Source organism: Heliophilum fasciatum (assembly GCF_004341395.1).
GTDB lineage: Bacteria > Bacillota > Desulfitobacteriia > Heliobacteriales > Heliobacteriaceae > Heliophilum > Heliophilum fasciatum.
The window spans coordinates 116,319-134,849 of record NZ_SLXT01000002.1 but is presented as its reverse complement, the minus strand read 5'-3'; the positions used below and the strand labels follow the sequence as shown (position 1 = coordinate 134,849).

At 52.0% G+C, this 18,531-nt stretch carries 15 protein-coding genes; 13 read left to right on the top strand and 2 right to left on the bottom strand.

The features are described 5' to 3' along the window. Positions 1–107 precede the first annotated feature (107 nt). The 12 genes from EDD73_RS01510 (at position 108) to EDD73_RS01455 (ending at position 14,731) form a co-directional block, all read left to right on the top strand. Positions 108–1,433 (top strand): phenylacetate--CoA ligase family protein, encoded by a 1,326-nt coding sequence (locus tag EDD73_RS01510; RefSeq protein ID WP_131917917.1) that lies wholly within the window; start codon positions 108–110, stop codon positions 1,431–1,433. A 38-nt stretch (positions 1,434–1,471) separates the two neighbouring features. Continuing rightward, entirely contained in the window at positions 1,472–2,629 is a 1,158-nt protein-coding gene (locus EDD73_RS01505; RefSeq protein ID WP_131917916.1) for a pyridoxal phosphate-dependent aminotransferase, read from the top strand. Next, positions 2,629–3,168 carry a 2-oxoacid:acceptor oxidoreductase family protein gene (locus tag EDD73_RS01500; RefSeq protein ID WP_131917915.1) on the top strand — a complete coding sequence of 180 codons (540 nt, stop codon included), beginning with the start codon at positions 2,629–2,631 and terminating at the stop codon, positions 3,166–3,168. The genes EDD73_RS01505 and EDD73_RS01500 overlap by 1 nt, the downstream gene beginning before the upstream one ends. 4 nt (positions 3,169–3,172) lie before the next feature. Next, positions 3,173–3,472, top strand: coding sequence for a 4Fe-4S binding protein (locus tag EDD73_RS01495; protein ID WP_131917914.1), 300 nt, complete (start codon positions 3,173–3,175; stop codon positions 3,470–3,472). Further along, entirely contained in the window at positions 3,472–4,665 is a 1,194-nt protein-coding gene (locus EDD73_RS01490; RefSeq protein ID WP_243116754.1) for a transketolase C-terminal domain-containing protein, read from the top strand. Before EDD73_RS01495 ends, EDD73_RS01490 begins: the two co-directional genes overlap by 1 nt. Next, positions 4,658–5,560 carry a thiamine pyrophosphate-dependent enzyme gene (locus EDD73_RS01485; protein ID WP_131917913.1) on the top strand — a complete coding sequence of 301 codons (903 nt, stop codon included), beginning with the start codon at positions 4,658–4,660 and terminating at the stop codon, positions 5,558–5,560. The genes EDD73_RS01490 and EDD73_RS01485 overlap by 8 nt, the downstream gene beginning before the upstream one ends. 79 nt (positions 5,561–5,639) lie before the next feature. Continuing rightward, positions 5,640–6,527 carry a MetQ/NlpA family ABC transporter substrate-binding protein gene (locus tag EDD73_RS01480; RefSeq protein WP_131917912.1) on the top strand — a complete coding sequence of 296 codons (888 nt, stop codon included), beginning with the start codon at positions 5,640–5,642 and terminating at the stop codon, positions 6,525–6,527. A 52-nt stretch (positions 6,528–6,579) separates the two neighbouring features. Further along, a complete protein-coding gene (locus tag EDD73_RS01475; protein ID WP_131917911.1) occupies positions 6,580–7,587 on the top strand; it encodes a methionine ABC transporter ATP-binding protein in 1,008 nt (335 codons plus the stop codon). Next, positions 7,580–8,233, top strand: a complete 654-nt coding sequence (locus EDD73_RS01470; RefSeq protein WP_131917910.1) for a methionine ABC transporter permease — start codon at positions 7,580–7,582, stop codon at positions 8,231–8,233. Before EDD73_RS01475 ends, EDD73_RS01470 begins: the two co-directional genes overlap by 8 nt. 157 nt (positions 8,234–8,390) lie before the next feature. Further along, entirely contained in the window at positions 8,391–9,527 is a 1,137-nt protein-coding gene (locus tag EDD73_RS01465; protein WP_131917909.1) for an acyl-CoA dehydrogenase, read from the top strand. A gap of 24 nt (positions 9,528–9,551) precedes the next feature. Beyond that, on the top strand, positions 9,552–12,830 hold the full coding sequence (gene icmF, locus EDD73_RS01460) for a fused isobutyryl-CoA mutase/GTPase IcmF (RefSeq protein WP_131917908.1): 3,279 nt from the start codon (positions 9,552–9,554) through the stop codon (positions 12,828–12,830). 716 nt (positions 12,831–13,546) lie between these two features. Further along, a complete protein-coding gene (locus tag EDD73_RS01455) occupies positions 13,547–14,731 on the top strand; it encodes an HD domain-containing phosphohydrolase (protein ID WP_131917907.1) in 1,185 nt (394 codons plus the stop codon). 126 nt (positions 14,732–14,857) lie between these two features. On the opposite strand, the gene EDD73_RS01450 is transcribed toward EDD73_RS01455, so the two are convergent. Continuing rightward, positions 14,858–16,468: an AMP-binding protein gene (locus EDD73_RS01450; RefSeq protein WP_165876253.1), complete on the bottom strand. Its 1,611-nt coding sequence runs from the start codon at positions 16,466–16,468 to the stop codon at positions 14,858–14,860. Positions 16,469–16,757: 289 nt separating this feature from the next. Continuing rightward, a complete protein-coding gene (locus EDD73_RS01445) occupies positions 16,758–17,279 on the bottom strand; it encodes a MerR family transcriptional regulator (protein ID WP_131917905.1) in 522 nt (173 codons plus the stop codon). 179 nt (positions 17,280–17,458) lie between these two features. Between EDD73_RS01445 and EDD73_RS01440 the strand changes: the two genes are divergently transcribed. Then, on the top strand, positions 17,459–18,466 hold the full coding sequence (locus tag EDD73_RS01440) for a sporulation protein (RefSeq protein WP_131917904.1): 1,008 nt from the start codon (positions 17,459–17,461) through the stop codon (positions 18,464–18,466). Positions 18,467–18,531 lie beyond the last annotated feature (65 nt).

The window sequence follows — 18,531 nt, the reverse complement described above, 5'->3', positions numbered from 1 at the left end:
AAGCTGATCAGAAAGACTGAAGGCTTAGCGTAACTGACTCTCCGCGCATGGGGGGCTGGTTTAGCTATGCCTTTTTTTGTTCGGCAAAAAAGGTAAGAGGTGTCGTGATGACGGAAAAACGTTACTGGAATGAAAAAGTGGAAACCCTGCCGCGCCATGAGTTGGAAGCCTATCAACTGCAACAATTGCGGGAGCATGTAGCCTGGGCCTATGAGCACTCCCCCTATTATCGCCAGTCTTTTGATGCCGCCGGTGTGGGACCGGACACGCTGGAAAGCCTGGACGATCTGCGAAAATTCCCCTTCGTCAATAAACAAACGGAGCGCGAACGACAAGCGGCAGTTCCGCTTTTAGGTGATATGGTGGCGGTGCCGGAAGAAGATGTAGTCTTTGTTTCGGCGTCAAGCGGTTCGACCGGGATGGCTACGCTAAGTCCCTTTACGGCCGGAGACTTTGATGACTTTCAGGATGCCGAAGCCCGGCTTTTCTGGGCCGCCGGCATGCGCCCGCGTGATCGCTATGTTCATGCTCTTAATTTTACCTTGTTTGTCGGTGGCCCCGACGTCATCGGTGCCCAGCGCCTCGGGGCACTTTGCATTTGGGCAGGGGCCATCCCTTCGGAACGATTGTTACATATTCTCAAGGAAATGCAGCCTACCGTGACATGGACAACACCATCCTATGCGTGGTTTCTCGGGGAGACGGCTAAAAAACATGGCATCGATCCGGCGACGGACTTAGCGATCCGCAAGATCATCGTGGCCGGTGAGCCCGGAGGATCGATCCCGGCGACACGGCAAGCGATCGAAAAGCTTTGGAATGCGGAACTTTATGATTTCTATGGCATATCGGATATCTTCGGCGCTTGCGCCGGGATGTGTGCAGTCCGTGAAGGCTTGCACATTGTGGAGGACCAGATCCTGATGGAAGTGCTTGACCTGAACACGCAGCAACCGGTGAAGCCAGGAGAGGCCGGTGAACTGGTGCTGACGACCTTGCGCAAAAAAGCACGGCCCATGATTCGTTTCCGCACCGGTGACATCGTCAAGGAGTTCCCGGAGCTATGCCCTTGCGGCCGTACTCATAAACGGTTTGAAGTACTCGGCCGTGTTGACGATATGTTTATCGTTTCCGGCGTCAATATTTTCCCCAGCGATATTGAGTATGTGGTGCGCAATCTGCCGGGTTTGAACGGTGAATATCGGATCACCTTATACCGGGAAAATCACTTGACCAAGTTTGAAATCGAAGTGGAAAAAGATGATCTGTCTGCTTCGGAAACCGAATTGGCCGACCAATTAAGTCACCGGATTAAAAGCCGCCTTGGCGTACGTCCGGCTCACGTGAAGGTACTCCCGGAAAACACGTTGCCGCGGGCGACCCATAAAGCGAAGCGCGTCGTCGATCAGCGCGAAGAGCAGGCAACAGGCTGAAAATATCGTTAATTAAATGAAGAAAGTGAGGCCTGGCAATGCCACAGGTAAGTAAACGACTGCAATTTTTCGGCGAGTCCGTCATTCGGCGGATGACACGAGTGGCGCAAACCTATGACGCCATCAACCTTTCGCAAGGATTTCCCGACTTTAACCCGCCCGATGTATTGTTGCAAGCGCTGGAGCGCGTCACCTATGAAGGACCACACCAGTATGCGGTGACCTGGGGCGCACCGAACTTTCGTGAAGCGCTGGCCCAAAAACAATCGCGGTGGATGAAGCTTCCCCTCGATCCGGACAAGCATATTGTGGTGACCTGCGGCAGTACGGAAGCCATGATGGTGGCTATGATGACGGTCTGTGATCCCGGTGACAAAGTGATCGTCTTTTCGCCCTTTTATGAAAACTACGTGGCCGACACGATTTTGACCGGGGCTGAGCCGATCTATGTGCCGCTGCGCCCGCCGGCCTATGAGTTTGATGAAGCGGAACTGCGCCGCGCTTTTGCGCAAAAGCCAAAAGCGCTGATCCTGTGCAACCCGTCGAACCCGAGCGGTAAAGTCTTTCGCCGTGATGAACTGGAAGTGATCGCCCGGCTGGCCGAAGATTTTGATACCTTTGTGATCACCGATGAAGTCTACGAACACATTGTGTACGCGCCCTATGAGCACACCTACTTTGCTTCCTTGCCGGGGATGTTTGAACGGACCCTTTCGTGCAGTTCTTTATCCAAAACCTATGCTATTACCGGCTGGCGTCTGGGCTATGTGATTGCGCCTCCTCATTTGATTGACGGGTGCCGCAAGATTCATGATTTCCTGACGGTCGGAGCCGCAGCGCCCCTGCAGGAAGCGACAGTGACGGCGCTGCAACTGCCCGATTCCTATTACCATGGTTTAACGGCGGAATATGCCGAAAAACGCGACGTTTTCTTGCGCTACTTGCAGGAAGCAGAATTGGAGTACACAGTGCCGCAAGGGGCCTACTATGTGATGGTCAACATTGAGCCCTTCGGTTACGACGATGATGAAGACTTTTGCCATTGGCTGGCCCGGGAAATCGGTGTGGCCGCGGTGCCTGGCTCCAGTTTTTTTCGGGAGCCTGTGAAGCAGTGGATCCGTTTTCACTTTGCGAAGCGCAAGGAGACATTGGAAGCGGCAGGGCAACGGTTGCTGCGGCTGAAGGAGTATCGCTGATGATCGAAGTACGCTGGCTCGGCCGCGGTGGGCAAGGAGGCTTTACGGCTTCTCGATTGCTTGGTGTGGCGGCTGTGCTTTTTGAAAACAAATACGCCCAGGCTTTTCCCTCCTTTGGACCGGAGCGGCGCGGGGCACCGGTGCTCGGCTTTACGCGCATCGACGATCAAAAGATCACCCTGCGCAGTGAAATCAAACAGGGCGATTATCTCGTCGTGATGGATGAAAATTTATGGTCACCTCGTCTTTGGGATGATCTAAAACCGAACGGTCTGATGCTGCTCAATACAAGCCGGCCGGAACGGTTTCCCGATGCGGCAGGAGACCGCCGGCTGGTGACGATTGATGCCTTGCAGATCGCCCGGGAAACGATCGGCAAGCCCATTGTCAACACCGCCATGCTTGGCGCATTGGTGGCTGTCTCCGGGATCATTTCGCTGGAAGCCGCCGTTCAAGGCGTACAAAAAGAGATGAAGCCTGCGCTGGCCAAGGGTAATGTGGCGGCCGTTACGCGGGCCTATGAAAGGTTGAGTAGGTGAAAACATGCGGCGACCACCTGTGCGAGAGTATCCCCGGCCCAACCATATTCGTGACTATCCCTGTGGGCCTCATTTTCAGGCCGGTTACATCGTCGATAAAGCGGCAGGGTGGCGATTGGAGCGGCCGGTGATCGATGTAAGGCAATGCATCAACTGTTTGCGCTGTTACTTGGCTTGTCCCGAAGGGGCCATTGCGCGCCAAGCTAACAAAGTGGAAGTTGATCTGGAGTTTTGTAAAGGCTGCGGAATTTGTGTGCATGAGTGTCCCAAGGACTTGATTCACATGACCGCGGAGGGCACATGATGATGAAGCAACAAAAGTATTTTGTTTCCGGCAATGAAGCGGTCGCACTGGGCGTGCAGCGTTCTCGTACGCAAGTGGTGACGGCCTATCCGATTACGCCGCAGACGGTGGCGATGGAACGACTGTCGGAGATGGTCGCTGACGGCGAACTGCGAACGGAGTTTATGTTGGTCGAATCGGAGCATTCGGCTTTATCGGCAGCCATGGGCGCCAGTGCCATGGGCACGCGGACGTTTACGGCCACTTCCTCGCAAGGATTGTTGTATATGGCCGAATGTCTTCATTATGCCAGCGGCGGTCGCTGGCCGATCGTGATGATGAACGCCAACCGTTCCGTTGCGCTGCCCTGGAGTATCTTCGGCGACCAGCGTGATTCCTTGTCACTCCTCGATTCAGGATGGATCCAGGTCTATGTGGAAGATGCTCAGGAAGCCTTTGACATGATCATCCAGGCTTTTGCGATTGCCGAAGATGAACAAGTGCTGACACCGGTGATGGTCAACTTAGATGGCTTTACGCTGACCCATACCTATGAGCCCGTCTTTGTTCCTACGCAAGAAGCGGTCGATGCTTTTTTACCGCCCTACCAGGCACCGGTCAAAATGGACCTAGACCGGCCCTTGAATATGGCCTTCAGTTCGACACCACCCAACAACATGGAGTTTAAATACCAGCAACACCAGGCGATGGAAGCGGCACGACCGGTGATCGCCCAGGTGGAACAGGCCTTTCATGCCCACTTTGGCCGTGCGTACGGCGGCTTGATCGATGCCTACCGCTGCGACGATGCCGAGCGCATTTTGGTTACGGTGGGAACGGTGACGGGCACGGCGCGGCAGGCCGTCGATCAACTGCGGGAACAAGGCCAAAAAGTGGGCCTGCTGAAAATTCGCTTTATGCGCCCCTTCCCCCATGAGGAAGTAGCCCGGGCGCTGCGCCATGCCCGCGCCGTCGGCGTGCTGGATCGGGACATCTCCTTTGGTTATGAAGGTACCGTCTTTACCAACGTCAATTCGGCGCTCATCGGCAACAAGGTCGTACCACCGGCGCTGAACTTTATCGCCGGGCTGGGCGGACGGGATATCGGCGTGGAAGACATCGAAAAGATGTTCGAACGCTTGGCGGCAGCCATGGACGGCAAGGCCGCCAAGCGCGTCGAATTCATTCACCTGGGGGTGGCAACGGATGAATAACGCCGTGTTTTCTTCTCGGAATATGACGGAGCAGGAATTCTTCTTCGGTCACAAAGCGTGCGCCGGCTGCGGCGGTGCACTGGCCGTGCGCCTGGCCTTGAAAGTGCTCGGCGAGCGAACCTTTGCCGCCTTGCCGGCAGGATGCATGTCGGCCGTCGGTTTTATTTATCCGCAAATGGCATTTGGCATCAACGCCATTATCTCCACCTTTGCCGGTACGGCATCGATGCTGGCCGGGATGGCCGCCGCCGCCCGGGCGCAGGGTTTGGAAGATGTTCATATCGTCGGTTTTGCCGGCGACGGCGGAACGGCCGATATCGGTATCCAGGCCTTATCCGGTGCTATCGATCGCGGTGAGCGGATCATCTATATCTGCTACGACAACGAAGCGTACATGAATACGGGAACACAAAAAAGCGGCCTCACGCCCTTGGGGGCGCGCACCACGACAACACCCGACGGGTCCGTCGTTGGCGGATCGACGACCAAAAAGAAAAACATGTTCGACATCGTCGCCGCCCATGGCATCGACTATGCAGCGACGGCCAGCATTGGGTACTACCAGGACTACATGAACAAAGTGCTGCGCGCTTCCCAATGCGGTGGCACCGCTTATATCCATGTGATGGCGCCTTGCCCGACAGGGTGGGGAATCCCAACGGAGCACGCCTTGACGATTGCCCGGGAGTCCGTCGATTGCGGCTTGTGGTACCTGGCCGAGTACAGCCAAGGTAAGTACAGGCTCAACCAGCGTCCGGAAACGTTTACGCCTGTCGAGGACTACCTAAGAAAACAAGGGCGATTCAAACATCTGCAAAGCGACGATATTGCCCAAGCGGTACGTGATCGCGATGCGCGCTGGCAGTATATGCTGACCCAATGGTCCGACGCGTAAAAAGGGCGTTGTCCATAAACTGCTGGCAAGCAAACAACGATGAAGCAGAACAAAACAAAAAACGGAGGAGAACAAAAGAATGAAAAAAGTACTCAAAGCGGCAGCACTTTTTCTGGCCGTATCGGTGATGGGGGCTACCTTGGCCGGATGCTCATCCACGCCGTCAAGTTCACAAGGGGGAACAACTGGGCAAAATAAAAAATTGGTCGTCGGCTTTGCCCCCGGACCCTACAGTGATATGTTCAAAAAAGCAATCCAACCGGCCCTAGAGCAAAAGGGCTATACCTTCGAATACAAGGAGTTCAGCGATTATGTCCAGCCGAACCTGGCGCTGAACAACAAAGAGCTCGACGCGAATCTGTTTCAACATAAGGCGTATCTGGAAAAATTCTCAGCGGACAAAGGGCTGAAGCTTTCGCCGGTGATTAACGTGCCTACCGCCGGTCTGGGTATCTATTCCCATAAGCTCCAAGCCACCAATGGGGATGAATTAAAAGCAGCCATCAAGCCCGGTGATGAAATCACCTTGGCCAACGATCCGACCAACTTGGCCCGGGCGCTGCGTCTGTTGGATAAAAACGGTTTGATCACGATCAAAGAAGGCATCGATGCCACCAAAGCATCGGAAAAAGATATCGATAAGAACCCCTACAGCTTGAAAGTCGTACCCATGGAAGCAGCCCAACTTCCCCGTACCCTGGACAGTGTGACTCTTTCCGTCATCAATGGCAACTACGCCATTTCTGCTGGAATCCCGCTTTCTTCGGCGATCATTAAAGAAGAGTTGATCGAAGATCATAAAAACCTGGTGGCCGTGCGTACGGAAGATCTGGACAAACCTTTCGTGAAGGATCTCAAAGAAGTGGTTGAATCAGAAGCCTTCAAGAATGCCATCGAAGATCCCAAGAATGTGTTCAAAGACTTCCAAAAACCGCAATGGTACAAAGACAAATGGAATGTTAAGTAGAAAATCATGATTGGTCGCAACCGGCGAGCCCAACGACTTTGAGGAGAAACCGATGATTGATATTCAAGACGTAAGCATAACGTTTACCGTAGGCGACAAGCCTATTGAGGCCGTCAAGAATGCCTCCATCCATGTGAATCAAGGAGAGATATTTGGGATCGTTGGCAGCAGCGGAGCAGGGAAAAGCACCCTGCTTCGCGCCATCAACCTGTTGCAACGGCCCACCGCCGGGCGCATTGTGATCGATGGCGTGGACGTCACGTTTTTTGAAGGACAGCAATTGCGTGAACTGCGCATGCATATGGGCATGATTTTTCAGCAATTTAACTTGATCCGCAGCAAAACCGTCTTTGATAATATTGCCTTTGCCATGAAAGTGGCCGGGGCATCCAACGATGAGATCACCAAGCGGGTTCGTGAACTGCTGGATATCGTTGGACTACAGGGAAAAGCCGATGCCTACCCGGGACAATTGAGCGGCGGTCAAAAACAGCGTGTCGGCATTGCCCGGGCGCTGGCCAACCACCCGCGCGTCTTGCTTTGCGATGAGCCCACATCGGCGCTGGACTTAGAAACGACCAATTCGATTTTGGAACTGCTCAAAGCAATCAATCGCCAGATGGGGATCACGATCGTGCTGATCACCCACGAGATGGATGTGGTCAAAAAGATCTGCGATCGCGTAGCCGTCATGAGCAACGGTGTAGTGGTGGAAAACGATACGGTTCTTAACGTCTTTGCCGAACCGAAACATGAGTTCACCCGTCAACTGGTCAATCACTCTTATGATTTGGATTTACCGCAACGGCTGTTGCAGGAACAATCGACGCCGGTTTGGAAGATCGTCTATCGCGGTCCGGCCGCGGAAGAATCGGTGCTCACCGATACGGCACACAAGTTTCAGGTTAAGCTCAATATTTTGCATGGCAAAATCGAGTACATCGGCGATCAGCCACTGGGTGTGATGCTTGTGACGATCAAGGGGATTCCCGCTGATGTCTCGCTGGCGGTGGACTATATTCGTTCGCGGGTGTACCACATGGAGGTAGCTCATGAATAACCCAGAACTGCTCAACGACCTGCTGAAAGCACTCTTGGAAACATTCTATATGGTGGGCATATCGCTGACCTTGGCCATTGTGCTGGGGATTCCTTTGGGATTGCTTTTGTATATCACCGAAAAGGGGCTTTTCGCAGAAAACAAGCTGGTCAATCTTGTGGGTGGATTCGTGATCAATGTGATCCGCTCTACACCCTATGTGATTCTACTGGTTTTGCTTTTACCGGTGACACAGCGCGTTATCGGTACAACCGTCGGTCCCTTCGCGGCATCCGTATCGCTGTCGGTCGCGGCGATTGCTTTTTATGCACGGCTTGTGCAATCGGCGATCTGGGAAGTCGATCGCGGCGTGATCGAAGCGGCCCATGCGATGGGGGCAACGCCCCGGATGATCATCACCGATGTGTTGCTGCCAGAGAGCTTTCCCGGATTAATGCGGGGAATGACGGTGACCGCCGTCAGCCTCATTGGCTTTTCGGCGATGGCCGGCATTGTCGGTGGCGGTGGTGTCGGTGACTTGGCCATCCGGTTCGGTTACTATCGTTACGAAACCGATGTTATGCTCGTTACCGTTGTTGTGTTGATCATCCTCGTACAGTGCGTGCAGAGTTTCGGTGATTATCTGGCCAAACGGGGCCAACGATAGTTCCGGTGCTTCCTGAAAGGCATCCTCCCGTACATAAGAAAATTTAAGAGATAAAATATTCTGAATCCTGCCCGCTGAGTGCAGGATTTTTGCTTGCCTAGGACGAAAAAATACACGACTTTCCAAACTGCAATCAACTGAGGAGGAGACTATTTTCATGTTTGTACTTTCCGAAGAGCAAGAAATGTTGCGTCAGACCGTTCGTGATTATGCTGAGTCAAGAATTGCCCCCAAAGCAGCCGAAATGGATGAAAAAGAAGATTATGATTGGGAACTCTGGGATGAGATGGCCGAGATGGGCCTGGCAGGGATCCCCTTCGATGAAAAAGATGGCGGCGCAGGGATGGACAGCGTCAGTTATGTGATCGCTGTGGAAGAACTGAGCCGCGTTTGTGCGTCTTCCGGTGTTTTGATTTCCGCCCACACCTCACTTTGCGCCTGGCCGATTGCTGAATTCGGCACAGAAGCACAAAAAGCGAAATATCTGCGTCCCTTAGCGGAAGGCAAAGCCTTAGGCGCGTTGGGCCTGACTGAGCCCGGTGCCGGTTCCGATGCCGGTTCGATCAAAACGACGGCCCAGCGTGACGGCGACAGCTACATCTTAAACGGCTCGAAAATCTTCATCACCAATGCTGGGCGCGCTGACACCTATGTGGTCATCGCCAGCACCGATCCATCGAAAAAGAGCAAAGGTACGACGGCCTTTATCGTGAAAAAGGGAACCCCCGGATTTACCTTTGGTAAAAAAGAGCACAAGCTGGGCATCCGCGCTTCCTACACATACGAGTTAGTCTTTGATAATTGCCGAATTCCGGCGGAAAATCGCCTCGGTGACGAAGGCATGGGCTTTAAGATCGCCATGATGACCATTGACGGTGGCCGCATTGGCATTGCTGCGCAAGCGCTGGGGATCGCGCAAGGTGCTTTTGATCAAGCGCTGGCCTACAGCAAAACGCGGGAGCAGTTTGGCAAGCCGATCAGCGCCAATCAGGGGATTCAGTGGATGCTGGCCGATATGGCGACGCGCATTGAAGCTTCGCGGCTTCTTGTCTATCAAGCAGCATCGCTGAAAGATCAACACCTGCCCTTCAGCAAGCAGTCGGCCATGGCCAAGCTCTATGCGGCGGAAACGGCCATGTGGGTGACGACCAAGGCGGTTCAGATCCACGGCGGCTACGGTTATACACGGGAGTACCCGGTAGAGCGGATGATGCGCGATGCCAAAATCACGGAGATCTACGAGGGCACCAGTGAGGTCCAGCGTATCGTGATCGCCGGTCAATTGTTGAAGTAATCTGGTTTCAAGGAGCGTCCTGCCATGCAAAAACAAGCGCGCTGCCCCGGGCAACGCACCGTTCGTATCGTTACAGCGACCAGCCTTTTTGACGGACACGATGCTACGATTAACATCATGCGCCGTTTGATGCAAACGGCTGGTGTAGAAGTGATTCACTTAGGTCACAACCGTTCAGTGAAGGAAATTGTCGACGCGGCCATTCAAGAAGATGCCCATGCGATCGCGATCACGTCCTACCAGGGCGGGCATACGGAGTTTTTCAAATACACCGTTGATATGCTGCGCGAGCGCGGCATGAGCCATATCCAAGTGTACGGCGGTGGTGGCGGCGTCATTGTGCCGCAGGAGATCCGCGAACTGGAATCGTACGGTGTAACGAAGATCTTCTCCACCGAAGATGGCCGTTCCATGGGCCTTCAGGGGATGATCGACTATCTCGTAGCCAAAGCCAGTAGCGCTTTAGATGAATCCAACCTGGAAGCAGCGGCGCCTCTCGGTACGGCCCAGGAAAACTGGCCGCGGATCGCTCGCTACATCACCTGGGCCGAGCAGCAGGTTAAACAGCCTGGTGTGGTGCAACTGGCCCTGTGGGAAGAACTGCGCAATACCAAGAGCAACGCCCCGGTCATCGGCATCACCGGTACGGGCGGCGCCGGCAAGAGTTCCTTAACCGATGAATTTGTCCGGCGCTTTTTGGCCCACCATCCCGACAAAACGCTGGCCATTCTTTCGGTCGATCCGACAAAATGGAAAACCGGCGGCGCACTGCTCGGTGATCGCATTCGCATGAACGCGATCCATCATCCGCGCGTGTTTATGCGCTCCTTGGCTACGCGGGATTCGCACAGTGAATTGAGTCAAGCCATCGATGATGCGATTACCGTCGTTAAAGCAGCCGGTTTTGATCTGATCATCGTGGAAACATCGGGGATCGGTCAAGGCAACCATCAGATCATTGAGGTCAGCGATCTGTCGGTGTACGTGATGACCAGCGAATTCGGCGCAGCTACGCAATTGGAAAAGATCGATATGATCGATTATGCTGATGCGATTGTCATCAATAAATTCGATCGCCGCGGTGCCCAAGATGCCTTTATGGCCGTGCGCAAGCAGTGGCGGCGCAGCCATAATCGCTTTGACCTGGCCGATGAAGCGCTCCCCGTTTTCGGCACCGTCGCCAGCCAGTTCAAAGATCCCGGCCTTGATCGCTTTTTTGCATACGTGATGAACTTGGTCGCTGAAAAGGCCGATTGGTCGGAAGCGCCTATGGCATTGCCGGAAGGACGCCCCTTGTCGCGGAGCGGGATCATCCCGCCGGAGCGGGCCAACTATCTCGCCGAGATTGTCCATACCGTCCACGACTATCGCAGCTTTGTCGATCAGCAAGTCGAAGTGGCGCGCCAACTGGAACACCTGGAAGGCACGCGCAAACTGCTGGCTGAGAACGTGGAATGTGACGGTGAAAAGGCTGTCCAGGCTGCAACGGCCCTGGCGGTCATCGATCAACAGATGGAGCGGGTGGGGCAAAAGCTCGATCCCTATTGCCGTAAAACGCTGGAAGACTGGCCCTGTGTGGTAGAAACCTATCGTAAGGATCAACTGGTGTCGAAGAGCCGTGACAAGGAAATCATCACGCCGCTGATCACGACCAGCCTGGCCGGGACTCGTGTGCCCAAGGTGGCCTTGCCGAAGTATGACGATCGTGCCACAGTTCTGCGCTGGACCATGCTCGAAAACCTCCCGGGATTGTTCCCCTTTACAGCCGGTGTGTTTCCCTTGAAGCGGGAAGGTGAAGATCCCAAACGGCAGTTTGCCGGCGAAGGCTCACCGGAGCGGACGAACCGCCGTTTCCACTACCTCTGCCGGGAAGATTCGGCGATTCGCTTAAGCACCGCCTTTGACAGCGTGACCTTGTACGGCGAAGATCCCGATGAGCGCCTCGACATCTACGGCAAAATCGGCAACAGCGGTGTCAACATCTGCACCATTGAAGATATGAAAAAGCTCTATGCCGGCTTTGACCTTTGCGCGCCGAGTACGTCCGTGTCGATGACGATCAATGGACCGGCGCCGGTGCTCTTGGCCATGTTCCTGAACACGGCCATCGATCAGCAGATCGAAAAGTTTGAAAAAGAAGCGGGACGGTCCGCGACGCCGGAAGAAGCCGCGACGATTCGCGCCAAGACGCTGCAAACTGTACGGGGAACGGTGCAGGCCGATATCTTGAAAGAGGATCAAGGGCAAAACACTTGTATCTTCTCTACCGAGTTTGCCTTGACGATGATGGGCGACATCCAGTCGTACTTCATCCAAAACAAAGTACGCAACTACTATTCGGTCAGCATCTCGGGCTATCACATTGCCGAAGCCGGGGCTAACCCGATCACCCAATTGGCCTTTACCTTGGCCAACGGCTTCACCTATGTGGAGTACTATCTGAGCCGGGGCATGAAAATTGATGACTTTGCGCCGAACTTGTCTTTCTTCTTCAGCAATGGCCTGGATCCGGAATATACAGTCATGGGCCGAGTGGCGCGGCGCATCTGGGCCATCGTCATGAAGCACAAATACCATGCCAATGAGCGCAGCCAAAAGCTGAAGTATCACATTCAGACCTCCGGCCGTTCGCTCCATGCGCAGGAGATGGATTTCAACGATATCCGGACGACGCTGCAAGCGTTGATGGCGATCTTGGACAACTGTAACTCGCTCCATACCAACGCTTATGATGAAGCGATCACGACGCCGACAGAAAGCTCCGTGCGCCGGGCCATGGCGATTCAGTTGATCATCGGCAAGGAATTTGGGTTGGCCAAGAATGAAAACATGCTGCAAGGTTCCTTCATCATCGAGGAGTTGACGGAACTGGTGGAAGAAGCGGTGCTCGCCGAATTCTTGCGCATCAGCGAGCGTGGCGGTGTGCTTGGTGCTATGGAAACTCAGTACCAGCGCAACAAGATTCAAGAAGAGTCGCTGCTCTATGAAACGCGCAAGCATACCGGTGAACTGCCGATCATCGGCGTCAACACCTTCCTTAACCCGCGCGGCGCTGTGGTCGGTGATGATATCGAACTGAGCCGGGCGACGGAAGAGGAAAAACAACAGCAGATCCGCGAACTGCGGGCCTTTCATGCTAAACACAGTGACCAAGCGTCGCAGGCCTTAGAGCGCCTGAAAGAAGTGGTGCGCAGCGGCGGCAACATCTTTGAAGAGATGATGGAAACGGTCAAAGTGGCCAGCCTGGGGCAGATCAACAGCGCCCTTTATGAAGTGGGCGGGAAATACCGCCGGAATATGTAATGGAATAGCACATCATGCTTGTCGTTGGGCAAGTAAAGCAAAGACGCTGCCAGTGCAATGGCAGCGTCTTTGTGGTGTTGGCGAGAATCACTACTGGTCCGTTTTTTCGGTGTTGACGCTATTGCCATTTTGGGATATTGTCTAGCTCAGTTGATATATCGCAAAAAATATTGAAATTAATATTAATGCGGATGAAAGCGTTAATCCAATCCCGACAACTTTAATTTGATGAAGATAATATGGATTAGTTGGATTCCTATATTTGGGTATGTATATACTTTTGTATCTTACCCAATAACACTCTTTTCCAATGATGTGTGGCTTATAAATTGAAAATAGTCCGAATATCATTAGAAATAGTGAACTAATTAAAGATGCCCCAAGAGAGCCTACTGACAAACTATTCACTCCTTAATATTTCTCTTTAATGTTAGCCAAACGCAGTATACCGAACGGTACGTACGGTGGTGTGTCGATAAATGTTGATTAATCTTGGGTTGATAATTGACAAGATATATCGAGATTGTTATGCTGAGACCAGAAAAATTATGGCTACGACATAAGATACAGCAACCCCGTTTTTATCAGCTTTGATAAGGCGGGGTTTTTGTGATTAAAACTTACGATAACTGTCATCACAGAGGAGGAAATAGATAAAGGGGGTTATTGTCATCTATACAAAAATTAACCTTCCGAATTTGTTAACTACATTCTCAATGGCCCTTGAACTAGAGGCTAGTGAGATAAAAAATCATCATAAAAGGGTGGCCTATATCGCTGTTAGTATAGGCGAAGCATTAGAGCTTCAGTCCCAGGAACTTCTCGAGTTATATTGTGCAGCAAGCGTTCACGATATTGGAGCCGTTAAAACCGTTGAAAAGAAATGTCTATTAAATGTTAATGTGCGTTTACAAAATAATCATAGTTGCTACAAAGGATATCATCTTCTTAAAAACGTTCCTCACTTCGAAAACATTTCAAAAATTATCTTGCATCATCAAGACTGTTGGAGTGAAAGGAAAGAAACATATTCTTTCGATTTATTGAGTGATCTGATCCATGTTGCAGATCTCATGGTTTCTACACTAACAAATACCCACATTCTTCATCAGCATTCTGAGATAATGGATAAATTAAACGATGCATTTGGTACTGTTCTTCGCCCAGATTTAAAAGATGTTATTAATGAGATTGGAACTCGGCAGAGCTTTTGGTTAGATTTAATGTCACCCTATATTGACAAGTTGACGCTTGAAAAACTTGACAAAGATAGTTTTGAAGTAAATTTTACTTTTGAGGCATTGCGAAGCTTAATCCAAGTTTATTCTAAAATCATTGATATGAAATGTAATTTTACCTATCGTCATTCTCATTTAGTAACAAATTCAGTGGTACAGCTAGGAATGCTTGCAGGGCTTTCTTCGGATAAAGTCAGGCGGTTGGAGTTATCCGGATTAATGCATGATTTGGGGAAAATCTCCATACCTGAATCGATTCTTCGAAAATCTGGTCCTTTGACAAGCGATGAATTCAAAATAATACAGCAACATGCATATCATACATATCATATAATAAAAAATATTCCTGAATTCAGTGATATTGCCCGTTGGGCAGCGTTTCACCATGAGCGTTTAGACGGAAAAGGATATCCGTTTCGTGTAGGTCGAGCAGACTTGGATATAGGCTGTAGAATTGTAGCTGTTGCCGATATATTCTCCGCTCTTATCGAGGATCGACCTTATCGATCAGGCTTAGACAGAGGGCAGATTGAAGCAACTTTCATAAAAATTGTTAAGGACAATGCCGTGGATGCGGAAATTGTACATTTGCTATTCGAAAACTATGATTTATTTGAATATGTCAAAGAATTTACTGAAGTACTTAGTAATTATGAAAGTTAATCTTTTGGAGTGCTCCATGTCTATGATACGGCATAGCCAATATAGTAAAAACCCTGCTTTCAAATTTTGAAAGCAGGGTTTTTGTGATTGGTAGTAAATTTTCGAGCTTATCTGTATTTCCGCAGATTACCGTTTCCACTCCATATTCCGCAGTTCCACACGGCGGATTTTACCGGAAATCGTCTTCGGCAACGAAGTGACAAACTCGATAGCCCGAGGGTATTTGTACGGTGCCGTGACTTTTTTGACGTAGTCTTGCAGTTCTTTCACTAAGGCTTCCGACGGACTGTAGCCGGGGGCCAATACAACGAAGGCTTTGACGATTTCGCCGCGCAGTTCGTCGGGGCTGGCCACAACGGCCGATTCAGCGACAGCGTCATGTTCCAGCAAGGCGCTTTCCACTTCGAAAGGCCCAATACGGTAGCCGGCCGAAAGGATCACATCGTCAGCGCGACCGACGAACCAGAAGTACCCGTCTTCATCACGGTAGGCACGGTCACCGGTCAGGTACCAGTCGCCGCGGTACACGGCAGCCGTTTTGGCAGGATCCTTCCAGTATTCTTTGAAGAGACCGACCGGACGGTTAGGTTTTACCCGTACGGCGATATCACCTTCCCGGTTGGTTGGCAGGATGTTGCCGTCTTCATCGATAACTTGCACATCAAAGCCGGGGGTTGGCTTGCCCATGGAACCAAAGCGCGGCTCAAAAGCGGGGAAGCTACAGACGAGCAATACCGATTCGGTCTGACCGTAACCGTCACGAATGGTCAAGCCTGTCGCTTCTTGCCAAACCGAGATGACTTCCGGATTCAACGGTTCACCGGCACCGACGCAATGGCGGAGGGTGGGGAACGTATAGGCCTTGAGATCTTCCAGCACCAGCATGCGGTAAATGGTCGGCGCGCCGCAGAAGGTGGTGATGGGGTACTTGCCCATGAACTCCAGTGTTTGTTTGGGGTCAAAGCGGTCGTTGTGATGAATGAAGAGGGCGGCGCCGCAGATCCAGGGGCCAAAGAGGCTGCTCCAAGCGGCTTTGGCCCAACCGGTGTCACTAAGGTTCCAGTGCAGATCATCGGGCGTCAAATCAAGCCAGTATTTGCCGGTGACCATGTGGCCCACGGGATAGCTGGTATGCGTATGTACAGTCATTTTGGGATTGCCCGTCGTTCCGGAGGTGAAGTAGAGGATCGCGTTGTCGTTGGCGCCCAAATCGACAGCCGGGAATTCCGGGGAAGCATCGACCATAGCCTCATGGTAGTTGAGCCAGCCTTCGCGGTGGCTGTTTAGAATAATGCGGCTTTGCACCGTTGGGCATTCACCGATCACTTCGTCAATGCGGCCGGCGAGGGTTTCATTGGTGATTACACATTTAGCTTCTGCTGTTTGCAGGCGGAAACGGAGGTCTTTGGCCGTTAGCTGGGTGGTGCCGGGACTGACGACGGCGCCGATGCGCAAGCAAGCAATATTGATTACCCACCATTCGACCAGACGAGGCAGGATCAAGATCACTACGTCGCCTTTGCCGATACCTTGGCTTTGCAGTACATTGCAAAACTTTTGGGCAGCTTCGCTGACTTCACGGAAGGTCATTTTTACTTCGTTTTGATGGTCATCAACCCACCAGAGGGCCAGTTTGTTCGGATCTTCGGCCCAACGATCAATCACATCGCGGGAGAAGTTGTACGTTTCATAGTGGGGCCATTGGAATTCAGCGTAGGTTTTGTCGTAATCTTGCATATTGCGCGGTTGAGACAAGGGGAATTCCTCCTTAAAATAGTGTGATGGGTATGGGATAGCTATACAAGGAGAGGATGAAATAAAGTAAGGTTGATAGTGGAGTTATAGAACATAAGAAATATTCGGCAAAGGCGAGGGGGTTCCTGCTCAATTAACTGAAATATTATAAGAATCCAGCAATTAAGATTTCCTTTGCGCTACGCTGTGCATAAAAAATCCTGCTCCGGCAGGGGCAGGAAGAAAAGCCAGTGATGGCGAAACATTTTGCTATCGGGATACAATTTCAATGTTAATGGATCAATCGCAATAACGCAGTGATTAACTGGTGGGTGGCTTGATCGGTCTGAAGCAGTGCTTCAAGTTTTTGCCGCAATGATGATTCCATTGCGAATTGTTCCAATAGTTCCGGCCGTCGGATCAACGGCAACAAGTTTACTTGCAATTGTTCAAGTTCAGTAATGAGGCTGTCAATGTGGGAGCTTACGGTTACCGAGGGATCGATGGATTCACGAAACGGTAAGGATGGAACCGGCGCAAGATCAGGCAATGCGTGGGCCGAGGCAGGGGCTGTAGCCGCAACGGGGTGACGCTGCAGTTGTTGGCGAATTTCTTCCAGTGTCAAGCGCGCTTGCTGCATTTGCTTGATTTGCTGCACGATGGAGACGGCCGACTCATCAAAAAGCCGGTAGTTGCTTCCGGTGCGCTGAAGCGGAGTGATCAAGCCCAGCGTTGTATAGTAATCGATGGTCCGGCGATTGACGCCACAACGGGTAGCCAATTCACTGATGCGGTATGTTGTTGATTTTGCCATATTGATCACCTACCTCGTCATTACACCCTGTGCCTATTGTTGAAAAAGCATGGAAGGGCTTGCATTTGGGTAATAATAAGTATACAGTATAGCTGTACGCTTTTTCAAGTGAGCCTTAACGGGCCGATGATGCTCGGGAAGAGGTACCGCTGATACAAAGTGAAAGGGGTTTGAATTCGTTGTTTGAACGACTGATGGCGAAAATCGGTGTTGGTTCGGCGAAAGTGGATCTGGTTTTGGATCGACGGGAATGGCGTTTAGGTGAAATGGCCACAGGATACCTGCAGGTTGTACCGGGCAAAGTCGATCAACAAGTCGATCAGATCTATGTGTACTTGAATGTCATTTATGTTGACGGTGATCACCGTCATGATGTGCGAGTTCAGTCCGTCAACTACCCGGGAATGCTGTTGCGTGCGGGCGGTGAAGCCATGCGTCTGCCCTTTTCGATGATGATTCCCGCTCATTTGCCGATTACCCGGCCCGGTGTCAGCTTTTATTTCTCCAGTGGGTTAGATATTGACCAGGCCATTGACCCGTCCGATCGCGATGCGATTACGGTCTATCCCAGTGTACCGATGGAAACGGTACTGCGCGCGCTGGGCAGCTTGGGCTTTGTGGAAAAACGCTTTTCTGCGGAACTGGAGCGGAAGGGCCAAGAGTTGGAGTTCTATGCACAAGGTCCGCTCAGCAGTTACGTGAAAGAATTGGACGTCGTCTTTATGCATGAGCCGGAAGGATTGCGTTTATATATTGAAGTGGAGCGTCGCGTAGGCGGGCTTGGCGGTCTGCTGATGGAGTCGCTTGATCTTAATGAGCAGCGGTCGCAGTTGTGGTTCCCTTATGCTCAGCTATCGGCAGGAACGGACGAAGAAATTCAAGCGGTGGCGCAGGCTATCTATGATCATTTGCGCCGCTTTAACGGGCAATTGCCGGTAGGGGCAGTGACCCAGGTGATCCCTTATGGGCAAGCACCGATGGGCTATCCGCAGGGAATGGGGCATCATAGTCACAAGAAACATCATCATGGCGGCATGGGCGGTGCCATGACGGGCTTCTTAGGCGGCATGGTCGCCGGCAGTGTGATTGACGATATGATGTCTGACGACGGTGCCGATGATGGCGGCTTTGACAGCGGTGATGACGGTGGTTTTGATGACGGCGGTGACGGTGGCGATTGGTTTTAAAACCTCCGTCGCGACATATGTTATAGAGAGAAATCCCAGACTAGTTGGAATGCAGGTGGTGGGAA

Coding starts and splice junctions, on each gene's coding strand:
- EDD73_RS01510 (WP_131917917.1), top strand. CDS start 108: ATGACGGAAAAACGTTACTGGAATGAAAAAGTGGAAACCCTGCCGCGC.
- EDD73_RS01505 (WP_131917916.1), top strand. CDS start 1,472: ATGCCACAGGTAAGTAAACGACTGCAATTTTTCGGCGAGTCCGTCATT.
- EDD73_RS01500 (WP_131917915.1), top strand. CDS start 2,629: ATGATCGAAGTACGCTGGCTCGGCCGCGGTGGGCAAGGAGGCTTTACG.
- EDD73_RS01495 (WP_131917914.1), top strand. CDS start 3,173: ATGCGGCGACCACCTGTGCGAGAGTATCCCCGGCCCAACCATATTCGT.
- EDD73_RS01490 (WP_243116754.1), top strand. CDS start 3,472: ATGATGAAGCAACAAAAGTATTTTGTTTCCGGCAATGAAGCGGTCGCA.
- EDD73_RS01485 (WP_131917913.1), top strand. CDS start 4,658: ATGAATAACGCCGTGTTTTCTTCTCGGAATATGACGGAGCAGGAATTC.
- EDD73_RS01480 (WP_131917912.1), top strand. CDS start 5,640: ATGAAAAAAGTACTCAAAGCGGCAGCACTTTTTCTGGCCGTATCGGTG.
- EDD73_RS01475 (WP_131917911.1), top strand. CDS start 6,580: ATGATTGATATTCAAGACGTAAGCATAACGTTTACCGTAGGCGACAAG.
- EDD73_RS01470 (WP_131917910.1), top strand. CDS start 7,580: ATGAATAACCCAGAACTGCTCAACGACCTGCTGAAAGCACTCTTGGAA.
- EDD73_RS01465 (WP_131917909.1), top strand. CDS start 8,391: ATGTTTGTACTTTCCGAAGAGCAAGAAATGTTGCGTCAGACCGTTCGT.
- icmF (WP_131917908.1), top strand. CDS start 9,552: ATGCAAAAACAAGCGCGCTGCCCCGGGCAACGCACCGTTCGTATCGTT.
- EDD73_RS01455 (WP_131917907.1), top strand. CDS start 13,547: ATGGCCCTTGAACTAGAGGCTAGTGAGATAAAAAATCATCATAAAAGG.
- EDD73_RS01450 (WP_165876253.1), bottom strand. CDS start 16,468: ATGCAAGATTACGACAAAACCTACGCTGAATTCCAATGGCCCCACTAT.
- EDD73_RS01445 (WP_131917905.1), bottom strand. CDS start 17,279: ATGGCAAAATCAACAACATACCGCATCAGTGAATTGGCTACCCGTTGT.